A 16,079-nucleotide genomic window follows, 5' to 3' on the forward strand; every position below is an offset into this window, starting at 1 on the left:
GTGCTCGGGGGACGTGACCTCACGGACCCGCGCCCGGGCCAGGGCCGTCCGACGCCTCCCCCTTCAAGGGCTCCGCGCCTCACTCGGCGCCTCTTCACGGCCCGGCCCTGCCGTCGGCAGCGCCTCGGTCCGTCACGAGGTCCTGTTCCACCAGGCGAGTCCATCCCCACCCCCGCGGCAACGTCCGCGAGAACCAAGAGAGCCGATCTCCATGCGCACCACCACCATCCGTGCAGCAGCCCTCACCGCCGCCCTGGCCCTGAGTTGCGCCGCGTGCTCCTCCGGGCACGGGGAATCCGAAGCCCCGCCGCGCAGCCTGGTGCTCGACGGCAAGCCCTTGTCCCTTCCCGCCACGTACTTCGACCCGGCGGTCAAGGACGCCCGGGCCGCGGCGAACGCCCTCGGTCCCGTCACCTGCGGTCTCCTCGGCTCCCACGACGGCTCCGCCGACGGGGCGGACAAGGTCGCGGTCCAGCCGACCGTGGCCTGCGGCCCCTACCTCCACGAGAACGGCGTCGCCTACCTCACCGAGTCCGTCGACACGACCACCGACGCCACGGATGCCGCCTCCGGGCTCACCGCCACTCCCCTGCCCAAGGACGGCCTGCGCTTCAAGGACGCGGACGACGTGCTGGCGACGGCGTCCTCGCTGATCGACGCCAAGGGGCGGGCGCATCCTCTGCCCCCGACCACGAAGAGTGGCACCCTCGGCTCCGGCCAGGCCGTCCACGGAACCCTCTCCAGTGACAGCGAGCTGACCGGCCTGACCGCGGCCGCGGAGCCCACGCTCCGTACCGCCGCAGCGACCGCGCACGACAACGGGATAAGAACCGCCAAGGAGATCACTCTCGAAGGCGTCCGCGTCCAGCCGGCCAAGGGACACCAGCTCCTGCTCACCTCCCTGGACCTCACCACGACCCACGGCGCGACCGTGAAGGCGGCCGTGACCGTGGGCAGCGCCGAACCGGTTCCCGTCATCGACACCGAGCGCGAGGACACCTCCGGCTCCGTCATCGCCGTCGACGTACCCGACGAGAGCGCCCCGGTCACCCTCACCCTCACCGACAGCTTCCACACCACCAGCTCGTACGACCTGCGTCGTGGCGCCCACATCGGCAAGACCGACGCCCGATTCGCCCTGAAGGACCTCAGCCTCGAGGACAGCCGGCGGGTCAAGGCCTACGACGCGGACTACGGCGACAGGGACTACTACAAGCCCGCCGTCGGCGCCACACTGACCGTCTCCCTCATCGACGACGGCCACGACAAGGACGGCGACGGCACCGCGGACGGCGCCCTGGGCCTGGCCCCCGCCGGACAGCGCTGGATCGCCGTCGAGCCCTACATCGACTTCCCCGACGCCCTGCTGGACCCGCCCGCCAACCCCACCAGCGACGTGACCATCACCCTCACCGGCCCCGACGGCACCGCCTACACCCCCGCCGCCACACCCGTCTTCGACGCACCGCCCGTCATGCACCAGAACCTCTTGCGGGGAACCGCCACCTTCGCCGTCCCCTCCGACGTCACGGAAGTCACCGTCGACGAGCGACTGGGCCTCAGCGGCATAGACAGCGCCCTCGAGCCCCACCTCGAATACCGCCACACCTTCAACCTCGGCTGACCCCGGCACACGGCTGGTCCGGTCCCTGCGATGCGGGCACCGGACCACCCCGCCGACCGCCGCCGTCGGCCGGGGCGGGAACGGGGCCCACCGCGCCGGTCCGCGAGCCACGCCACCGGCCGCCGCGGCGCGATGCCGACAATCTCCGCCGCACTCCGTCGCATCCCCTTCGACCGAAGCGTTCCGTTGCCGTGCCCGCACCCCGCGGAGTGACCTGCCTCACATGCCGTCACACGCGTGGATCAGCCGGTGTCCTGTGCCCGAACCGCGTGGAACGAGAGGGGACACCATGACCCAGAACACCGAAGTGGTCGTGATCGGCGGCGGGTACGCCGGCGTCATGGCCGCCAATCGCCTGACGAAGCGCGACGACGTGACAGTGACTCTGATCAACCCGCGTGCGGCCTTCGTCGAGCGGGTCCGTCTGCATCAGGTGGTGGGCGGATCGCACCCGGCCGTCGTCGACTACCGGGAGGTCCTGAGCGAGCGCGTCCAACTGGTGGTCGACACCGCGGTACGGATCGACGCTCCCGGGCGCGACGTGGCACTGGCGAGCGGCGACGCGATCGGCTACGACTACCTGATCTACGCGGTGGGCAGTGGCAGCGACGACCGGCGCCTGCCCACAGGAGCGGCGGAGTTCGCCTACCCGGTCGCCACTCTGGAGGAGGCACAGCGGCTGCGGGCAGCCGTCGACAGCGCTCCCGCGACGGCCACGGTGACGGTGGTGGGAGCCGGTTCGACCGGCATCGAGTTCGCCGCCGAGCTGGCGGAGGCCGGCCGCTCCGTGACCCTCGTGTGCGGCGGGGTGCTCGGCCCGTATCTGCATCCGCGGGTGCGGCGTTCCGTGGCCAAGCGGCTGGCGGCGCTGGGTGTGAACGTGCTCGAAGGCCCGGACACGAAGGTGACGGCGGTGACGCGCGACACCGTGCGGCTCGGTGTCGGCCGCGCGCTGCCGAGCGCGGTGACCGTCTGGGCCGCCGGGTTCGGTGTGCCGGACCTGGCGGCGCGCAGTGGGCTGAGCGCCGACGCCCTGGGCCGCCTGCTCACGGACGAGACCCTGACGAGCGTGGATGACGTGCGCATCGTCGCGGCCGGGGATTCGGCGGCGCCGTCTGACATGCCGTTGCGAATGAGCTGCCAGACCGCTCGTCCGCTGGGAGCGCATGCCGCCGACACGGTGCTGGCCCGGATCGCGGGTGCGCTGCCCGAGGAGATCAATGTGGGTTACTTCGGCCAGTGCGTCGCGCTGGGCCGTCGGGCCGCCACCGTGCAGATCGCCGCCAAGGACGACACCGCGAACAGGTACTACATCGGCGGACGCCTTGCCGCGGCGATCAAGGAGCGCGCTTGCAAGGGTGTCGTCAGGGAGCTGGTGGACGAGGCCCGCAGACCCGGATCGTTCACCTGGGGGTTCAAGGACGACAAGCGCGGACGGCTGCTGCGGGCCGGGCAGCGCCCGGCTCCGGCGACACGATAAACGGGCAGCCGTGCCTTGCGGCCCGGCCTGGGCCACGGTGGCCGGTCGGGTCGGCCGTGAACGGATCGGACCGCACGCGTGGGGCGGCGCCCTGAACGCGGGCGCGGACACACCTGGCTTCTTCCACGGTCCCATGAGCGAGAAATGGTGTGCCGCGGGTGAGCCGGCCGAACCGCTGCCGGCCAATGGGACTTGCGCTGTGAACACGCGCCTCGAAAGCCTTCGGTGATCGGGGCCGCCCGGAAGGGAGAGAGCGAGACATGAGCGACCATGCCACCGAGGCGGCGACCGGGACGTTCATCGCCCACCGAAACCTGCTCTTCACCGTCGCGTACGAGATGCTCGGATCCGCGGCCGACGCCGAGGACGTCCTACAGGAGACCTGGCTGCGGTGGGTGAGGGTCGACCTGGAGACGGTGCGCGACCAGCGTGCCTACCTGGTCCGGATCACGACCCGCCAGTCGCTCAACCGGCTGCGCACCATGAGCCGCCGCAAGGAGACATACGTGGGCCCCTGGTTGCCCGAGCCGCTGATCACTGCACCGGACGTGGCCGAGAACCTCGAACTCGCCGAGAGCATGTCGACGGCGATGATGCTCCTCCTGGAGACGTTGTCACCGACCGAGCGCGCGGTCTTCGTGCTGCGCGAGGTCTTCGACGTCGGCTACGACGAGATCGCGGCCGCCGTCGGCAAGAGCCCGGTGGCCGTCCGCCAGATCGCGCATCGCGCCCGTCGGCACATCGGCGCCCGCCGCCCCCGCTCCGTGGTCTCGGTGAGCGAGACCCGGGCGGCTCTGGCATCGTTCCAGCGTGCGCTGGAAACCAGGGACCTGCAAGGGCTGTTCGACGTGCTCGCGCCCCAAGTCGTCGTCGTCAGTGACGGCGGCGGCATCAAGCAGGCCGCGCTGCGGCCGATCGTCGGCGCCGAGAAGGTGGTCCGCTTCCTGGCCGGTGGCCTCGGCAAGACCGATGCCACGATCACCCTCGGTCCGACCACGGTCAACGGCAGCCCGGGGCTCCTGTTCCGCCTGGACGACGAGATCGACGGCGTCATGACGGCCCGCGTCGAGGACGGCCGCGTCACCGGCCTGTACTACGTGCGCAACCCGGAGAAGCTGACCCGCGTCGCGTCCGAGACCCCCCTCACCCTGCGATGACGTCCACTGGGACCGGCCGGCGGTCGGCTCACGCCGCCGGGGCGCTCCTCGTGGGGCGCGGCGAGCGGCCTTGCCCGTCGCCGGCTTCCGCTTCGACCTCGCGGCCACCCTGGCCCGGTGGTTCTCGGTGCCCCGGCAGCGCGGCGAGTCGGTGTGACCGCGCCGACCGGAGCGACCCGTTCACCTCCGTGGAGGCCCGGTGGGCCGGGCCGCGTTCCTGCCGGAGTCGTCCGCGGCGGGCGGTCCGGGACCGCTGGTCCGCCCGGTTCGTCGCCCGGCCGGTCCACGCGGTCTCCGCCACGGATGCCGGGCGCGGCGGCAGCGAAGTGGTCATGTCGTCGATCCCTTCGATCGACTCGCCGCAGACGCGTTGTCGCCGTCTCGCGCGCCGCCGGGCGCCGTGAGGTGGGCCCGGGCCAGCTTGCGGAAGTCCGCGACCAGTTGGCTGTTGCCTTCGGCGCGGGTGGCCAGGACGACATGGCTCGGCTCCACGCCTTCGAGCGGCACGGTGGTGAGATCGGGGCGGAAGCCGTGACCGCGGACTCCGGCCGCGATCGCCACCGCCTCACCGGCGGCGATCACCTCGAACTTGTCCTCGACCGCGTCGACGACCGGCCCGTCGGGGGCCGGTCGGCCGTCCGGGCGGGGGTCGATGCGCCAGTAGGCGCTCCAGGCCGGATCGGAACGCCTGATCCGGGGCAGGGGTTCGTCGGCGATATCGTCGAGGGTGACGGACTCCCGGCCGGCCAGACGGTGGTCGAGGGGCACCACCAGAACCCTGGGTTCGTCGTACAGGACGGTCACGTGCAGCCGGTCGGTGGCCAGCGGCAACCGGGTCACCACCGCGTCCACCCGGTGGTCGAGCAGGGCCGCCCGCGCGTCGTCGTAGCTCAGATGCAGGGTCCGCACGTCGGCGTCCGGGTGGCGGCCGCGCAGCCGGCGTACCGCCGGGGTGGCGATGAGTCCCGAGGTGTATCCGATGGTGATCCGGTCGGGACGCGCCGCTGCGCGGGTGAGTGCCGCGGCCTGGGCGGCGGAGCGCAGCAGCGCCTTCGCGCGGGGCAGGAACACCTCCCCCGCCCCGGACAGCCGAGCGCCCTGCGCGGTGCGGTCCAGCAGCCGGGCGCCCAGCAGTTGTTCCAGGCGGCGGATCTGGCGGCTCAGGGACGGCTGTGTGATGTGCAGGGCCTCGGCGGCACGTCCGAAGTGCCGGTGGTCGGCGACGACGGTGAAGTACCGCACCAACCGCAGATCGAGGTCGGGAGCGGGCACTGCCGGGCCGGGGTCGGCGGGCTTCTCGGACATGCCCGAAGCGTAACGCAGGGCGGCCGGTCGGCCTCGTGCGCCACCGCCCCATACACTCCTTGAGCTGCGGTGATGCCTCGAACGTATTGCGCGATGCACAACAAGCCTTGGACGTGCCGCCGGGTTCGTCCGGACGATGGAGACAGCTTCGGGCCGCTGCCGTCGCCTCTCCGATACCGGCACCGGTGTCGGCGCAGCCGCGGACGGCGGGCACCGGTGTCGGCGTCGGCCGGCGCCGCCCCGGGGCCTCATCACCACTTCTCCTCCTCCTAAGGACCGCACCATGCGTGTATTCGTCACCGGCGCCACGGGCCACATCGGGTCCGCCGTCGTCTCCGACCTCCTCGACGCCGGGCACCAGGTCGTCGGTCTCGCCCGTTCGGACCGGTCCGCCGCCGCTCTGACGGCCGCCGGGGCCGAGGCGTACCGTGGCTCCCTCGACGACCTCGGCGCCCTCCGCGACGCCGCCGCGGCGGCCGACGGCGTCATCCACCTGGCCTTCAAGCACGACTTCTCCGACTACCAGGGCGCGATCGCCACCGATCTGCGCGCCGTCGAGACCATGGGGGCCGCGCTGGAGGGGTCCGGCAAGCCCCTCGTCGTCACCTCCGGCACGCTGATGCTCGCGATCGCCCTTCCGCCGGGACAGCTCGGCACCGAGGCGGACGTGGCCTCGCCCCCGGTCCCGCGCGCCGAGTCCGAGAACGCCGCGGTCGCGCTGGCCGAGCGTGGTGTGCGGTCGTCGGTCGTGCGGCTCTCCCCGTCCGTGCACAGCCGGCTCGATCTGCACGGCTTCGTCCCGCGCCTGGTGCGGATCGCCCGGGACAAGGGCGTGTCGGCCTACGTCGCGGACGGCGCCAACCGCTGGCCCGCCGTGCACACCCTGGATGCGGCACGGCTGTTCCGGCTGGCGCTGGAGAAGGCGCCGGCCGGGTCGCGGCTGCACGGCGCGGCCGACGAGGGGGTGCCGTTCCGGGACATCGCGCAGACCATCGGCCGCCATGTGGGCGTACCGGTGGTCGGCGTCTCCCGTGAGGAGGCCGAGGCCCACTTCGGCTTCCTGGGAGCCATGGCGGCACTGGACAACCCGACGTCGAGCAGCCGGACCCGGGAGCTGCTGGACTGGCGGCCGGAGCACCCGGGGCTGATCGAGGACATGGAGGCCGGGCACTACTTCGAGGAGTCCCTCCAGGCTTCCTGAGACGTGGCGGGCGCGAGGGCATGCCCCGGCCGGCCCGGTACAGCCGTCCGGGGCACACCCCGGCCCGCCTTGTCGGCGACTGCGTGGAAGAGCTCGCCGGTGCGACGGCCCGCCCGGGCGGCGGCGATGCCGACGGCGGGAGCATTGGTCATGTGCGGGGAGCTCAGGGCTGTCGCCGCTGTCGCCCCCGACCACCACGAGAGGGGGGCTGCCCCCTGTCGCTGATCCCTCCGCGCGCTCTGCCCGTGGCAGAAGCCTATTGGCGCTGCCGCGCCGCGCTGCTTGCATTCAGTCATGAAACGCATGGAGATCCTGGTCCTCGGCGGTACGGCCTGGCTGGGACGTGAGGTTTCCCGTCAGGCCCTCGACCGGGGCCACCGCGTGACGTGCCTGGCCCGTGGTGACAGCGGACCCGTGGCGGAAGGTGCGGACATGGTGGCCGCGGATCGGCGCGACCCCGCCGCGTACGCGTCCCTGCCCGACCGGGAATGGGACGCCGTGCTCGAGGTGTCCTGGCAACCCGGCTTCGTCCGGCAGGCGGTCGAGGCCCTGGGCGCGCGAGCACGTCACTGGATCTACGTCTCCTCAGTCAGCGCGTACGCCTCGCACGGCGAGCCCGGCGCGGACGAGTCCGCCGCCCTGCTGCCCGCCACGGACCAGGAGGAGGCCGGGCGTGAGCTGTACGGCGAGGCCAAGTCCGCCTGCGAAACGCTCACCCGGACGGCCTTGGCCGACCGTCTCCTGGTCGCACGCGCCGGACTCATCGGGGGACCCGGTGACCACAGCGACCGCTCCGGCTACTGGGTCGCCCGCGCCGCCCGCGCCCCCCAGGCGCCGCTGCTCGTCCCCGACACACCCGAGATGTCGACGCAGACCGTCGACGTACGCGACCTGGCCACATGGCTCCTCGACGCCGCGGAACACCGGACCACGGGCGTCTACAACACGGTCGGTCCGACCGTGCCGTTCGCCGAGTGGATCGAGCTGTCCCGAAGCGTCGGCGGACACACCGGGCCGGTCGTCACCGTCGCGTCCCAGCGGCTCCTCTCGCACGGAGTGGCCCAGTACATGGGGCCCGACTCACTGCCCATGTGGCTGGTCGAAGCCGGATGGGAGGGCTGGGCGACGCGCGACGGATCCGCCGCCGCTGCCGCCGGGCTGCGCCACCGCTCCCGCACCGAGCTCCTGACCGACATCCTGCGCTGGGAACGCGAGCAGGGACTTGACCGGCCCCGCCGTGCGGGACTCGCCCCGGACAGGGAGCGCGAACTCCTGGCGGCTCTCGGCTGAGCGACCCTGCTCGAGCTCGACCCTGTCGGGGACGTCGGTGTTTCCCGGCAGGGTCGCCCGATCGACGGGCACGACCGGGTCAACTCCGCCTGGGTACCCAGTGGTTGCGGCTCCTATGGTCCGTCCGTGGGCACGTCCCGCCCCACCCGTCCGCCCTCCGCGCCCGGCCCCCGGCGGCGTGCCGGTGGGCCCGTGCGCTCGTGGAGTCGATGGGCAGCCGGCCGATGTGCGTGAGCAGTCGGCCGTACTCGTGGACGAGACAGTACGGGGTGACTATCGCCCGGCGATGAGTGCGGGTAGTTCACGCATGTCGTGGAAGACGGTGGTGCCGGGGCCTTCGAGGCGTTCGGCCGGGGTCAGCCCGCCGGCATAACCGAAGGATCGCATGCCGGCCGCGCGTGCGGCGCGGACGCCGGGCCCGCTGTCCTCGACCACCGCGCAGGCCGCGGGATCGACGCCCATCCGTCGGGCGGCGTGCAGGAACAGGTCGGGGGCGGGCTTGCCGTGGGAGACCTCGGTGGCGCTGTAGATGCGGCCCGAGAAGCGTTCGTAGAGTCCGGTGCGGCCGAGGGTGTGACGCATCTTGTCGTGGGAGCCACTGGAGGCGACACAGGTCGGCAGGGTGAGCGCGTCGAGAGCTTCCGGCAGGCCCTCGACCGGGGCGAGTTCGGCGTCCACGGCCTCGCGGTGAAGCTGCTCGAACCTGTCCGACCAGGTCGCCGCCGTTGCCTCGCCGAGCCTGGCCGCGACCTGTTCGCGGATGGCGGCGTGCGAGCGTCCGATGAACCGGTCCACGACCTCCTCCTCGGTCAGCGGCCAGCCCAACTCGGCTCCGAGGGTGACCTGCACGCGTGCGGCGATGCGCTCGCTGTCGACCAGTACGCCGTCGCAGTCGAATATGACGAGTTCAATGGGCTTGATCACCCCCGCAGCATAGGGCCTCACCAGTCAGGCGGCTGGGCTGTTTTCGAGGCGTCCGGCCAGGACGCCGTCGGCGAACCCGGCGCCGGAACGGCTCGGTGCGGCGAGGTGGGATGCGCGGTGTCACGGTTGCCGCGCAGCCGGGACCGGCCTGCTCCCCGTGTCCCGCCTGGCCCGTACGCATGCCGCGTCGCACCTCTCACCCGCCCGACCGGCGGGGGTGGTTGGGCCCCGCCGCCCCGCGTCCCCGGGGCCGCCGCGCTCACCGTCCCGGCGGGCCCGCTCGCGCCCACCACTCCGACGGGGCTCCTGCTCGGCCGCTCCGCCCTCAGCCCCGGTGGGCCTCGGTGTCGCCGTTGACGGTGCGCAGGGTCAGCCGGTGCCGGTGGTCCGCCGAGTCGGCGGCCGGAACGTCCACGACGGAGCGGCCGTTGACGGTGCTCGCGTCGGTCGCGTACGGCGGGGCGTCCGCCGGGAGGGTCACGCGCACGGAGCCGTTGCGGGTCACGCCGTCGAGGGTGTCGGGCGAGGTCGTGCACAGCAGGTCGACGTCGCCGTTGACCGTCTCGGCGCCCACGCCACGGGCCTCCAGGCCGGTCGCGCGCACGGAGCCGTTACGGGTCACCAGGTGCTGGCGGGCCCCCTGCGTGCCCGAGTCCCGCACGGTGACGTCGCCGTTGACGGTGCTCAGGCTCAGCTCGCCCCGCACATCGCTCACGTCGATTCCGGCATCGCGGGCCCGCACGGTGAGGGTGACACCGGCGGGCACGTGGACGAGCGGCATCCCGCCGCAGTTGTCCCTGGCCCGGTCATCGCCCTCGTCGCAGGGCAGGTCGAGGGTGTGCGTGCCTCCGTCCCCGTCCCAACGGGCGAGGGTCGCGTCATCCACCGTCACGCTGTCGTCGTCCGTCCCGACGACCCGCACACCGCCCTGAGTGGTGATGACGAGACGGCTGCCGTCCGCGAGAGCGGTTCTCCGGAACTCCCCCGCGCGTTCGCTGCGGACGGCCCCGGGGGGTGGTCGGTCTCCGCCGTGGTCGCAGGCCGTCAGCGCGAGGAGCGGAAGCAGCGCGCACCCGGCCCAGGCCGCACGGCCGCCATGACGGGACTCCCTACCGGGGTTCGGGCGGCTCGGTCCGCTCCACGATGACGTCATGGGATGCGTATGCCCGGGAGGGGCGAGTTCATCAAGGGGCCGGGACCAGTTCCCTCCCGGCCGCCCGACGAGGCCCGTGGGCCGGCCGGGAGGCCGGGCTGCGCCGTCAGGGACGCCGCAGGTGGGCGGTCGGACGGCCGCGGCCGCGCTCCACGAGCCTTCGGCGTCCCTCGATGTCCGAGGGCGCGTTCGCGTGTGTCACTGGAGCGCCTCGGCGCCTCGGCCGGCCGTGACGACGGTGCGGAAGGGGAACGCGATGAGCAGTGCGACAGCGACCAGGAGCCCGCTCGCCCACAGCGGCCCGAGGTTCCCGGCCTCGGTGCGCAGGGTGGTCGCGGCGATGAGGGGACCGGCGGCGGCGCCGATGTTGAGGGCCGCGGTCGCATACGAGCCGGCCATGGTCGGGGCTCCCGCGGCCTCGTAGAGGACCCGGGTGATCAGCGTGCTGCCCAGCGCGAACGACAACGCGCCCTGCGCGAACACGAGGACGAACAGGGCGACCGGCTCGTCGGCCAGCACCGCCAGCGCCGGCCAGCCGAGGAGCAGCAACGGACCACCGACCGCGACGACCGGACCGGGACGCCGGTCGGACAGCCGGCCGGCGACGGTGACGCCGGCGAAGGAACCGGCGCCGAAGAGCACCAGGACGACGGTGATCCACACCTCGTCCAGCCCGGCGGTGCCGGTCACCACGGGGGCGAGGAAGGTGAAGCTTCCGAACGTGGCTGCGTTCACCAGCGCGCCGAGCAGCATCACCAGGATCAACCGGGGGCTCTTGAGCCGGGCGAGTTCCGCTCGCAAGGCCGGCCCGCCAGTCGCCTCTTCCTTCGCGCCTCCCGTGGGGATCCCCTTCAGGATGCCGAGAGCCGCGGGCAGGCAGAGAGCGGCGACGGCCCAGAAGGTGGCCCGCCAGCCGAGCAACGTACCGAGTACCGACCCGCCGGGGACACCGGCGATCGTCGCCGCCGTCGTGCCCGACAGCAGCACGGCCAGCGCACGTCCCTTCTTGTCGGGCGGGACCAGCGCGGCGGCAGCGGTCAGAGCGAGGGCGAGGAACCCGGCGTTCGCGAGCGCGGCGACGACCCGGGTGACGAACAGGACCGGGAAGTCGGCGGTGACGGCGCCCACGGCGTGAGCTGCCGCGAAAGCGAGGGTGAAGCCCAGGAGGCCGGAGCGCCTGGGCCAGTTGCGGGCAAGCGCGGCCACCAGGGGGGCACCGACGATCATGCCGATCGCGAAGGCCGAGGTGAGCACGCCCGCCGTCCCGACGGTGACGTCGAACTCCGAGGCGATGTCCGGCAACAGGCCGGCGAGCATGAACTCCGAGGTGCCCATGGCGAAGACCGCCAGGGCGAGCGGATACAGCGGGAGAGGCATCGAAGGCTCCGAGGTGAGGAGAAGCACGAGGAGGTCGTCTCGTCACCGCTGCCGGCCCCGGGGCACACTCGTCCCACCGCGGAACGCGGCGCGACGGAAGGGCTGTGAACTCAGGGGTGGGGGCTGACGGCGTGACCGAAAGCCCCCACCTCGTCTGACTCAGGACTCGACATGGCCCGCACGCTACCCGACCGGTGTCCGTCGAGGCACCCCGGTTTCACCGGCACTGATCCGTGTCACCGACGTCATGTCCCTCAACAGGTGTGTCGCTCGGTGGGGTTGGGGACGCGGCCGGCGGGTGATCGCCCTCGGAGGGGTGTGCTGCCGCCGCTGCACCGGCGTCGTACGGTCCGTAGCCGTCCACTTCCCGCTGGCGTGCCGCGCCGACGAGGTGAACACCATCTACAACCGGGTGGCCCTGACAGGGGCGGACCGGGGCGGCGTCGTCTCGGTCGAAGCGCCCTACGACTTCAGGCGTCTCCGGCGGGTCGATGCGCACCCCGTGTGCCCATAGGCCGGTCCCGGAGCCTGCCGCTGGAGGAGCCGGATGGGCTGTCGGACGCCGCTTCGACCGGCTCAAGGGCCTCCGCGGCACCACCACCCGATGCGTGCGAGAGGGAACGCCGCCTCCATTCGAGGCGGCGGTCCCTCTCGCCTCATTCCCGCTCCGGGCGCGATCCGTTCAAAGACGGGTCCTGGGCGGCGGAAGGCGGGAGCGGGCCGGCCAGGAGGTGGGTGAGCATCTCCCGCAGTTGCTGTGTCTCGTGCCGCGGCAGGGGCAGCAGCGGCGGGCGCGGCGGCCCTGCCGGGCGGTCCTGGATCTCGAGCCCCGCCTTGATGGCCCGGGGGAGGCCGTGGTGGACGATGAACCGCAGGAACGGCAGCAGATTCCTCAGGATCTCGTCCGCGCGGTCGTCGTGTCCGCCGACGACCGCGGTGTGGAGCTCCAGCACCCACGGCGCCACGAGGCAGGGGGCGGCCGTGCACCAGCCGGCGGCTCCGGCACGGAAGGCGTCGAGCGCGACCGGGTTGTTGCCGTTGTAGACCGACAGTTGCCCGTCGGAGAGCTCCCGCAGGGCGCGGAAGCGCGACACCTCGCCCGAACTCTCCTTGACCATGGTGAGGTTGGGGATCTTCCGGGCGAGCGCGACCACTGTCTCCGGCCGCAGGTCCACACCGCTGGTGCCCGGGTTGTTGTAGAGCATCATCGGCAGGTCGGTGGCACGGGCCACCTCGCCGTAGTGCCGGGCGAGTTCGGCCTCGGTCAGCTTCCAGTACACCAGGGGCAGCACCATGAGCGCGGTGGCGCCGTGGCGGGCGGCCACGCGGGCGCGGCGAACCGTGCCCTCGGTGCTCCAGTGCGAGACTCCGACCAGGGTCGGCACCCGTCCGGCCACCGTGTTCAAGGTGGTCTCGCAGACCGCGTCCCACTCCTTGTCGGTCAGATAGGCGCTCTCACCGGTGCTGCCCAGGGGGGCGACGGCGTGGCTGCCGGCTGCGACCAGGTCGTCGGTCAGCTTCCGCAGCGCGGGCAGATCGACCTCGCCGGTGACGGGTTCGAAGGGGGTGACCGGGTAGGAGATGATCCCCTTCAGCGGCGGCTTCGTCATCACAGATCCACCTGTCCCGTCACGCAGTCGGGGTGATCGCGCAGCGCCTTGCGCGCGTAGTAGGCGAAGTTCGCCTCGCTGCGCCGGTCGGTGGAGGTCCAGTCGTGGGCCTCACGGGCCAGAGCCGGGTCCAGGGGCCGGATGGTCCCCGCCGACATCGCCAGCAGTTGCAGACGGGCCGCCCGTTCGATCAGCAGCGCCAGGGTGCACGCCTCCTCGATCGTGGAGCCGGTGACGATCTGGCCGTGGTGGGCCAGCAGGATGGCCCGCTTGTCACCGAGGGCGGCGGAGATGATCTCGCCCTCCTCGTTGCCCACCGGCACACCCGGCCAGTCCTTCAGGAAGGCGCAGTCGTCGTACAGCGGTGTCGTGTCCATCTGGGAGACCACCAGCGGCACTTCCAGCATGGCGAGCGCGGCCGTGTGCAGCGAGTGCGTGTGGATGATGCAGTTGACGTCCGCGCGCTCCCGGTAGATCCAGGAGTGGAAGCGGTTGGCCGGGTTGGCCATGCCCTCCCCCTCCAGGACCTCCAGGTCCTCGTTCACCAGCAGGAGGTTGTCCTCGGTGATCTCGTCGAAGCCCAGCCCCAGGCGCTGGGTGTAGTAGGTGCCCGGCTCCTGTCCACGGGAGCTGATCTGTCCGGCGAGCCCCGAGTCGTGGCCGCCGTCGTAAGCGATCCGGCAGGTGAGCGCCAGTTTCTGACGTGTGGTCAGTTCCGAGGCCGCGAAGTGCTGGTCCATCTGCCGCTCGGCGCGGCCGACGAGTAAGTCCTTCGAGTCCCGCATCGATGTCGCCATGTGTCCGCTCCAGTTCCGGCCCCGCCCCGGCGGCTGGGCCCGCGCCCGGAGGCCGTGCACCGACCCCTCAGGAAACCTCGTTCACCATAGGACACGACGTGTCCTACGACAAGGGCGGCTCCGTCTCCACCGAACGCACACGGCGCAGCCCGGACGCGCCCGGGGCGGGCCGCTCGGGCCGCAGCGGGCCGGCGACACCTTCCGGGCCCGCCCGCGGAGCCGCGGCGTAGCATGTGCGCTGCGGGACACGCCGTGTCGTCGGACGCGGGCGGCACGCGTCGTACCGAGGAACCCCGCCGACGGGGCACGGGGGAGGAAGACGTCAGTGATCAACCGGGTACGCCAGCTGCGCAGGGAACGGCTGATGACCCTGGACGTGCTGGCCGAGCGGTCCGGTGTCACCAAGAGCTACCTGTCGAAGGTCGAACGCGGCCGAAGCGTTCCCTCGATCGCCGTGTGCGCCTCGCTCGCCAAGGCCCTCGAAGTCCCCTTGGACCGTCTCTTCGCCGAGGCCGAGGAGCTGAGCGAGGTCACCGTCACCCGGGCCGCGGAACGTCAGGCGCTGACCTCCCAGGACGAGCCCGGCACCCGCTACGAGGGCATGGCGCTCCACGCCGGCACCAAGAGCATGACCCCGTTCATGCTCTACCCGCCGCTGGACGACGGTCCCGTCCCCTTCCGGGACCACCCCGGCGAGGAGTTCGTCTTCGTCCACCAGGGACAGGCCGAACTGGTCCTCCCCTCCCGCACGATCACGCTCGACCCCGGAGACTGCGCCTACTTCAAGGCCACCACACCCCACAAGCTCCGCTCCCTGGGAACCCGGCGCGCCACCGTCCTGCTCCTGGTCTCCAGCGACCACGACACCCCGGGCGACACCCGGCCCCCGCACTCCCGCCTGCCCTGAGACCGGCGGGACGGGCTGCCGAGGGCACGATGCCGTGGCGCCGCCGTCGAGGTCAGCGGCGAGGGCCCGGTCGGCCCGTGCGCGACGTCACCGCGCGGCGCGAAGGGGTGCCACGGTCGAGGACTGGGTGGGTGAGGCCGTGGGTGGACAGCGGGAAGTAGGTGGACGGCAGGGGGTCGGCGCCGCTGGAAGGGCCCGCCCTGTCGTATCGGTCGGATCGGTCGGATCGGTCGGATCGGTCGAATCGGTCGGATCGGTCGGATCGGTCGGTGATCTCGCGCGGCGTGCGGGTGCCACCTCGTCGCCCTGTCCGGGCCGGAGCCCGCTGCGAACGCGGCCGTCCCGTCGAGTGCTCCGGGGCTCGGGCGGCCCGAACCGCGGCAGCGCGTCACGCGGTGGTCACTCCGACAGTTCCCACAGCAGCCGGTAGTAGCTGATCCGCCCCCGGTCCGGCTCGACTCCGTAGGCTTCGAGCAGCGGCTCCTCCCATCCCGGACCGTAGTTCCACCGCGTGCTCCATGTGGCGACGGCGAGGTCGGCCCAGCGGTCGGCGACACCGAGCGTGCCGAGGTCCACGTGTCCGGTGCATGTGCCGTCGTCGCCGACCAGTGTGTTGGGAGCGCAGGCGTCGCCGTGGCAGACGACGAGCTCGTCGACCGGCGGAATGTCGGTGAGCACGCCGAGCGCGCGCTCGACGGTGCCGAAGTGCCGAAGGTCCTCGTGCCAGTGCGCCGGATCGATCCGGTTCGCCGCGGCTCGTGACAGTACCGCTTGAAGGCGCTTCTCGGCGGACCACTCGAACGGGCAGGTCGCGACGGGCAGCGCGGCATGGAGTGCGCGCAGCCCTGCTCCGATCGCGCGTACCGCTGTGCCGGGATCGCGCTTCCAGCGCTCGTCCACCGCCATGCGCCCGGGCAGGCCACGTGTGACGATCCAGGACCCCGCTTCGTCAGCGCCCTCGTCGAGTACGTGCGGCACCGCGGTGAACCTCGCCGCCCAGCGCAGGCGCGCCACCTCGGCCGCGAGGTCGATGCCGCTGCCGGCCGGTGTCCACTTCACGAACTCCCGCTGGTCGCCGAGGCCGACCTGGAACGTCAGTCCGCCGAGCTCGTTCTGCCACACGGCCCGCGTCGGCCGGCCCGCCGCGAGCTCGGTGACGACACTCGGAAGCTCTACGGGGCCTTGGGGCGACGTGGCGATCATCCGCTCATTCTCACCGGGCCGTCGGGCAGTCGGCCATCCACTTTCGGACGC

At 72.4% G+C, this 16,079-nt stretch carries 13 protein-coding genes; 6 read left to right on the forward strand and 7 right to left on the reverse strand.

Translation table 11 applies throughout. The features are described 5' to 3' along the window. The first annotated feature begins 211 nt into the window (after positions 1-211). From ACF061_RS11820 to ACF061_RS11830, 3 genes are all read left to right on the forward strand, one after another. Positions 212-1,624: a hypothetical protein gene (locus tag ACF061_RS11820; RefSeq protein ID WP_392266687.1), complete on the forward strand. Its 1,413-nt coding sequence runs from the start codon at positions 212-214 to the stop codon at positions 1,622-1,624. Between the two features lie 289 nt (positions 1,625-1,913). Then, positions 1,914-3,104 (forward strand): NAD(P)/FAD-dependent oxidoreductase, encoded by a 1,191-nt coding sequence (locus ACF061_RS11825; RefSeq protein WP_392266688.1) that lies wholly within the window; start codon positions 1,914-1,916, stop codon positions 3,102-3,104. Between the two features lie 260 nt (positions 3,105-3,364). Continuing rightward, positions 3,365-4,261 (forward strand): RNA polymerase sigma-70 factor, encoded by an 897-nt coding sequence (locus ACF061_RS11830; RefSeq protein WP_392266689.1) that lies wholly within the window; start codon positions 3,365-3,367, stop codon positions 4,259-4,261. Between the two features lie 330 nt (positions 4,262-4,591). On the opposite strand, the gene ACF061_RS11835 is transcribed toward ACF061_RS11830, so the two are convergent. Then, the gene (locus ACF061_RS11835) at positions 4,592-5,566 is read right to left on the reverse strand and encodes a LysR family transcriptional regulator (protein ID WP_392266690.1); all 975 of its coding nucleotides are present in this window, start codon (positions 5,564-5,566) and stop codon (positions 4,592-4,594) included. A gap of 283 nt (positions 5,567-5,849) precedes the next feature. On the opposite strand from ACF061_RS11835, the gene ACF061_RS11840 reads away from it, so the two are divergent. Both ACF061_RS11840 and ACF061_RS11845 read left to right on the forward strand, forming a co-directional pair. After that, the gene (locus ACF061_RS11840) at positions 5,850-6,767 is read left to right on the forward strand and encodes an SDR family oxidoreductase (RefSeq protein WP_392266691.1); all 918 of its coding nucleotides are present in this window, start codon (positions 5,850-5,852) and stop codon (positions 6,765-6,767) included. 303 nt (positions 6,768-7,070) lie between these two features. After that, on the forward strand, positions 7,071-8,057 hold the full coding sequence (locus ACF061_RS11845) for an NAD-dependent epimerase/dehydratase family protein (protein WP_392267033.1): 987 nt from the start codon (positions 7,071-7,073) through the stop codon (positions 8,055-8,057). A 273-nt stretch (positions 8,058-8,330) separates the two neighbouring features. On the opposite strand, the gene ACF061_RS11850 is transcribed toward ACF061_RS11845, so the two are convergent. The 5 genes from ACF061_RS11850 to ACF061_RS11870 all read right to left on the reverse strand — a co-directional run bounded on the left by ACF061_RS11850 (position 8,331) and on the right by ACF061_RS11870 (position 13,918). Continuing rightward, entirely contained in the window at positions 8,331-8,981 is a 651-nt protein-coding gene (locus ACF061_RS11850; RefSeq protein WP_392266692.1) for an HAD family hydrolase, read from the reverse strand. A gap of 325 nt (positions 8,982-9,306) precedes the next feature. Then, entirely contained in the window at positions 9,307-9,873 is a 567-nt protein-coding gene (locus ACF061_RS11855; protein ID WP_392266693.1) for a DUF4097 family beta strand repeat-containing protein, read from the reverse strand. A gap of 459 nt (positions 9,874-10,332) precedes the next feature. Further along, on the reverse strand, positions 10,333-11,511 hold the full coding sequence (locus ACF061_RS11860) for a Cmx/CmrA family chloramphenicol efflux MFS transporter (protein ID WP_392266694.1): 1,179 nt from the start codon (positions 11,509-11,511) through the stop codon (positions 10,333-10,335). A gap of 656 nt (positions 11,512-12,167) precedes the next feature. After that, entirely contained in the window at positions 12,168-13,121 is a 954-nt protein-coding gene (locus ACF061_RS11865; protein WP_392266695.1) for a dihydrodipicolinate synthase family protein, read from the reverse strand. Further along, the gene (locus ACF061_RS11870) at positions 13,121-13,918 is read right to left on the reverse strand and encodes an aldolase (protein ID WP_392266696.1); all 798 of its coding nucleotides are present in this window, start codon (positions 13,916-13,918) and stop codon (positions 13,121-13,123) included. The genes ACF061_RS11865 and ACF061_RS11870 overlap by 1 nt, the downstream gene beginning before the upstream one ends. Before the next feature lie 325 nt (positions 13,919-14,243). Here ACF061_RS11870 and ACF061_RS11875 point away from each other — a divergent pair, with 325 nt between their 5' ends. Then, positions 14,244-14,825 carry a helix-turn-helix domain-containing protein gene (locus ACF061_RS11875; protein ID WP_392266697.1) on the forward strand — a complete coding sequence of 194 codons (582 nt, stop codon included), beginning with the start codon at positions 14,244-14,246 and terminating at the stop codon, positions 14,823-14,825. A 399-nt stretch (positions 14,826-15,224) separates the two neighbouring features. Here ACF061_RS11875 and ACF061_RS11880 read toward each other — a convergent pair whose 3' ends face one another. After that, entirely contained in the window at positions 15,225-16,028 is an 804-nt protein-coding gene (locus tag ACF061_RS11880) for an aminoglycoside 3'-phosphotransferase (protein WP_392266698.1), read from the reverse strand. Positions 16,029-16,079 lie beyond the last annotated feature (51 nt).

The sequence above is a fragment of the Streptomyces sp. NPDC015220 genome (assembly GCF_043079345.1).
Classification (GTDB): Bacteria; Actinomycetota; Actinomycetes; order Streptomycetales; family Streptomycetaceae; genus Streptomyces.

What these genes read in the sequence shown, in the direction of transcription:
- ACF061_RS11860 (WP_392266694.1), bottom strand. Translation starts at nt 11,511, where the DNA reads ATGCCTCTCCCGCTGTATCCGCTCGCCCTGGCGGTCTTCGCCATGGGC.
- ACF061_RS11870 (WP_392266696.1), bottom strand. Translation starts at nt 13,918, where the DNA reads ATGGCGACATCGATGCGGGACTCGAAGGACTTACTCGTCGGCCGCGCC.
- ACF061_RS11840 (WP_392266691.1), top strand. Translation starts at nt 5,850, where the DNA reads ATGCGTGTATTCGTCACCGGCGCCACGGGCCACATCGGGTCCGCCGTC.
- ACF061_RS11835 (WP_392266690.1), bottom strand. Translation starts at nt 5,566, where the DNA reads ATGTCCGAGAAGCCCGCCGACCCCGGCCCGGCAGTGCCCGCTCCCGAC.
- ACF061_RS11830 (WP_392266689.1), top strand. Translation starts at nt 3,365, where the DNA reads ATGAGCGACCATGCCACCGAGGCGGCGACCGGGACGTTCATCGCCCAC.
- ACF061_RS11865 (WP_392266695.1), bottom strand. Translation starts at nt 13,121, where the DNA reads ATGACGAAGCCGCCGCTGAAGGGGATCATCTCCTACCCGGTCACCCCC.
- ACF061_RS11880 (WP_392266698.1), bottom strand. Translation starts at nt 16,028, where the DNA reads ATGATCGCCACGTCGCCCCAAGGCCCCGTAGAGCTTCCGAGTGTCGTC.
- ACF061_RS11825 (WP_392266688.1), top strand. Translation starts at nt 1,914, where the DNA reads ATGACCCAGAACACCGAAGTGGTCGTGATCGGCGGCGGGTACGCCGGC.
- ACF061_RS11845 (WP_392267033.1), top strand. Translation starts at nt 7,071, where the DNA reads ATGGAGATCCTGGTCCTCGGCGGTACGGCCTGGCTGGGACGTGAGGTT.
- ACF061_RS11820 (WP_392266687.1), top strand. Translation starts at nt 212, where the DNA reads ATGCGCACCACCACCATCCGTGCAGCAGCCCTCACCGCCGCCCTGGCC.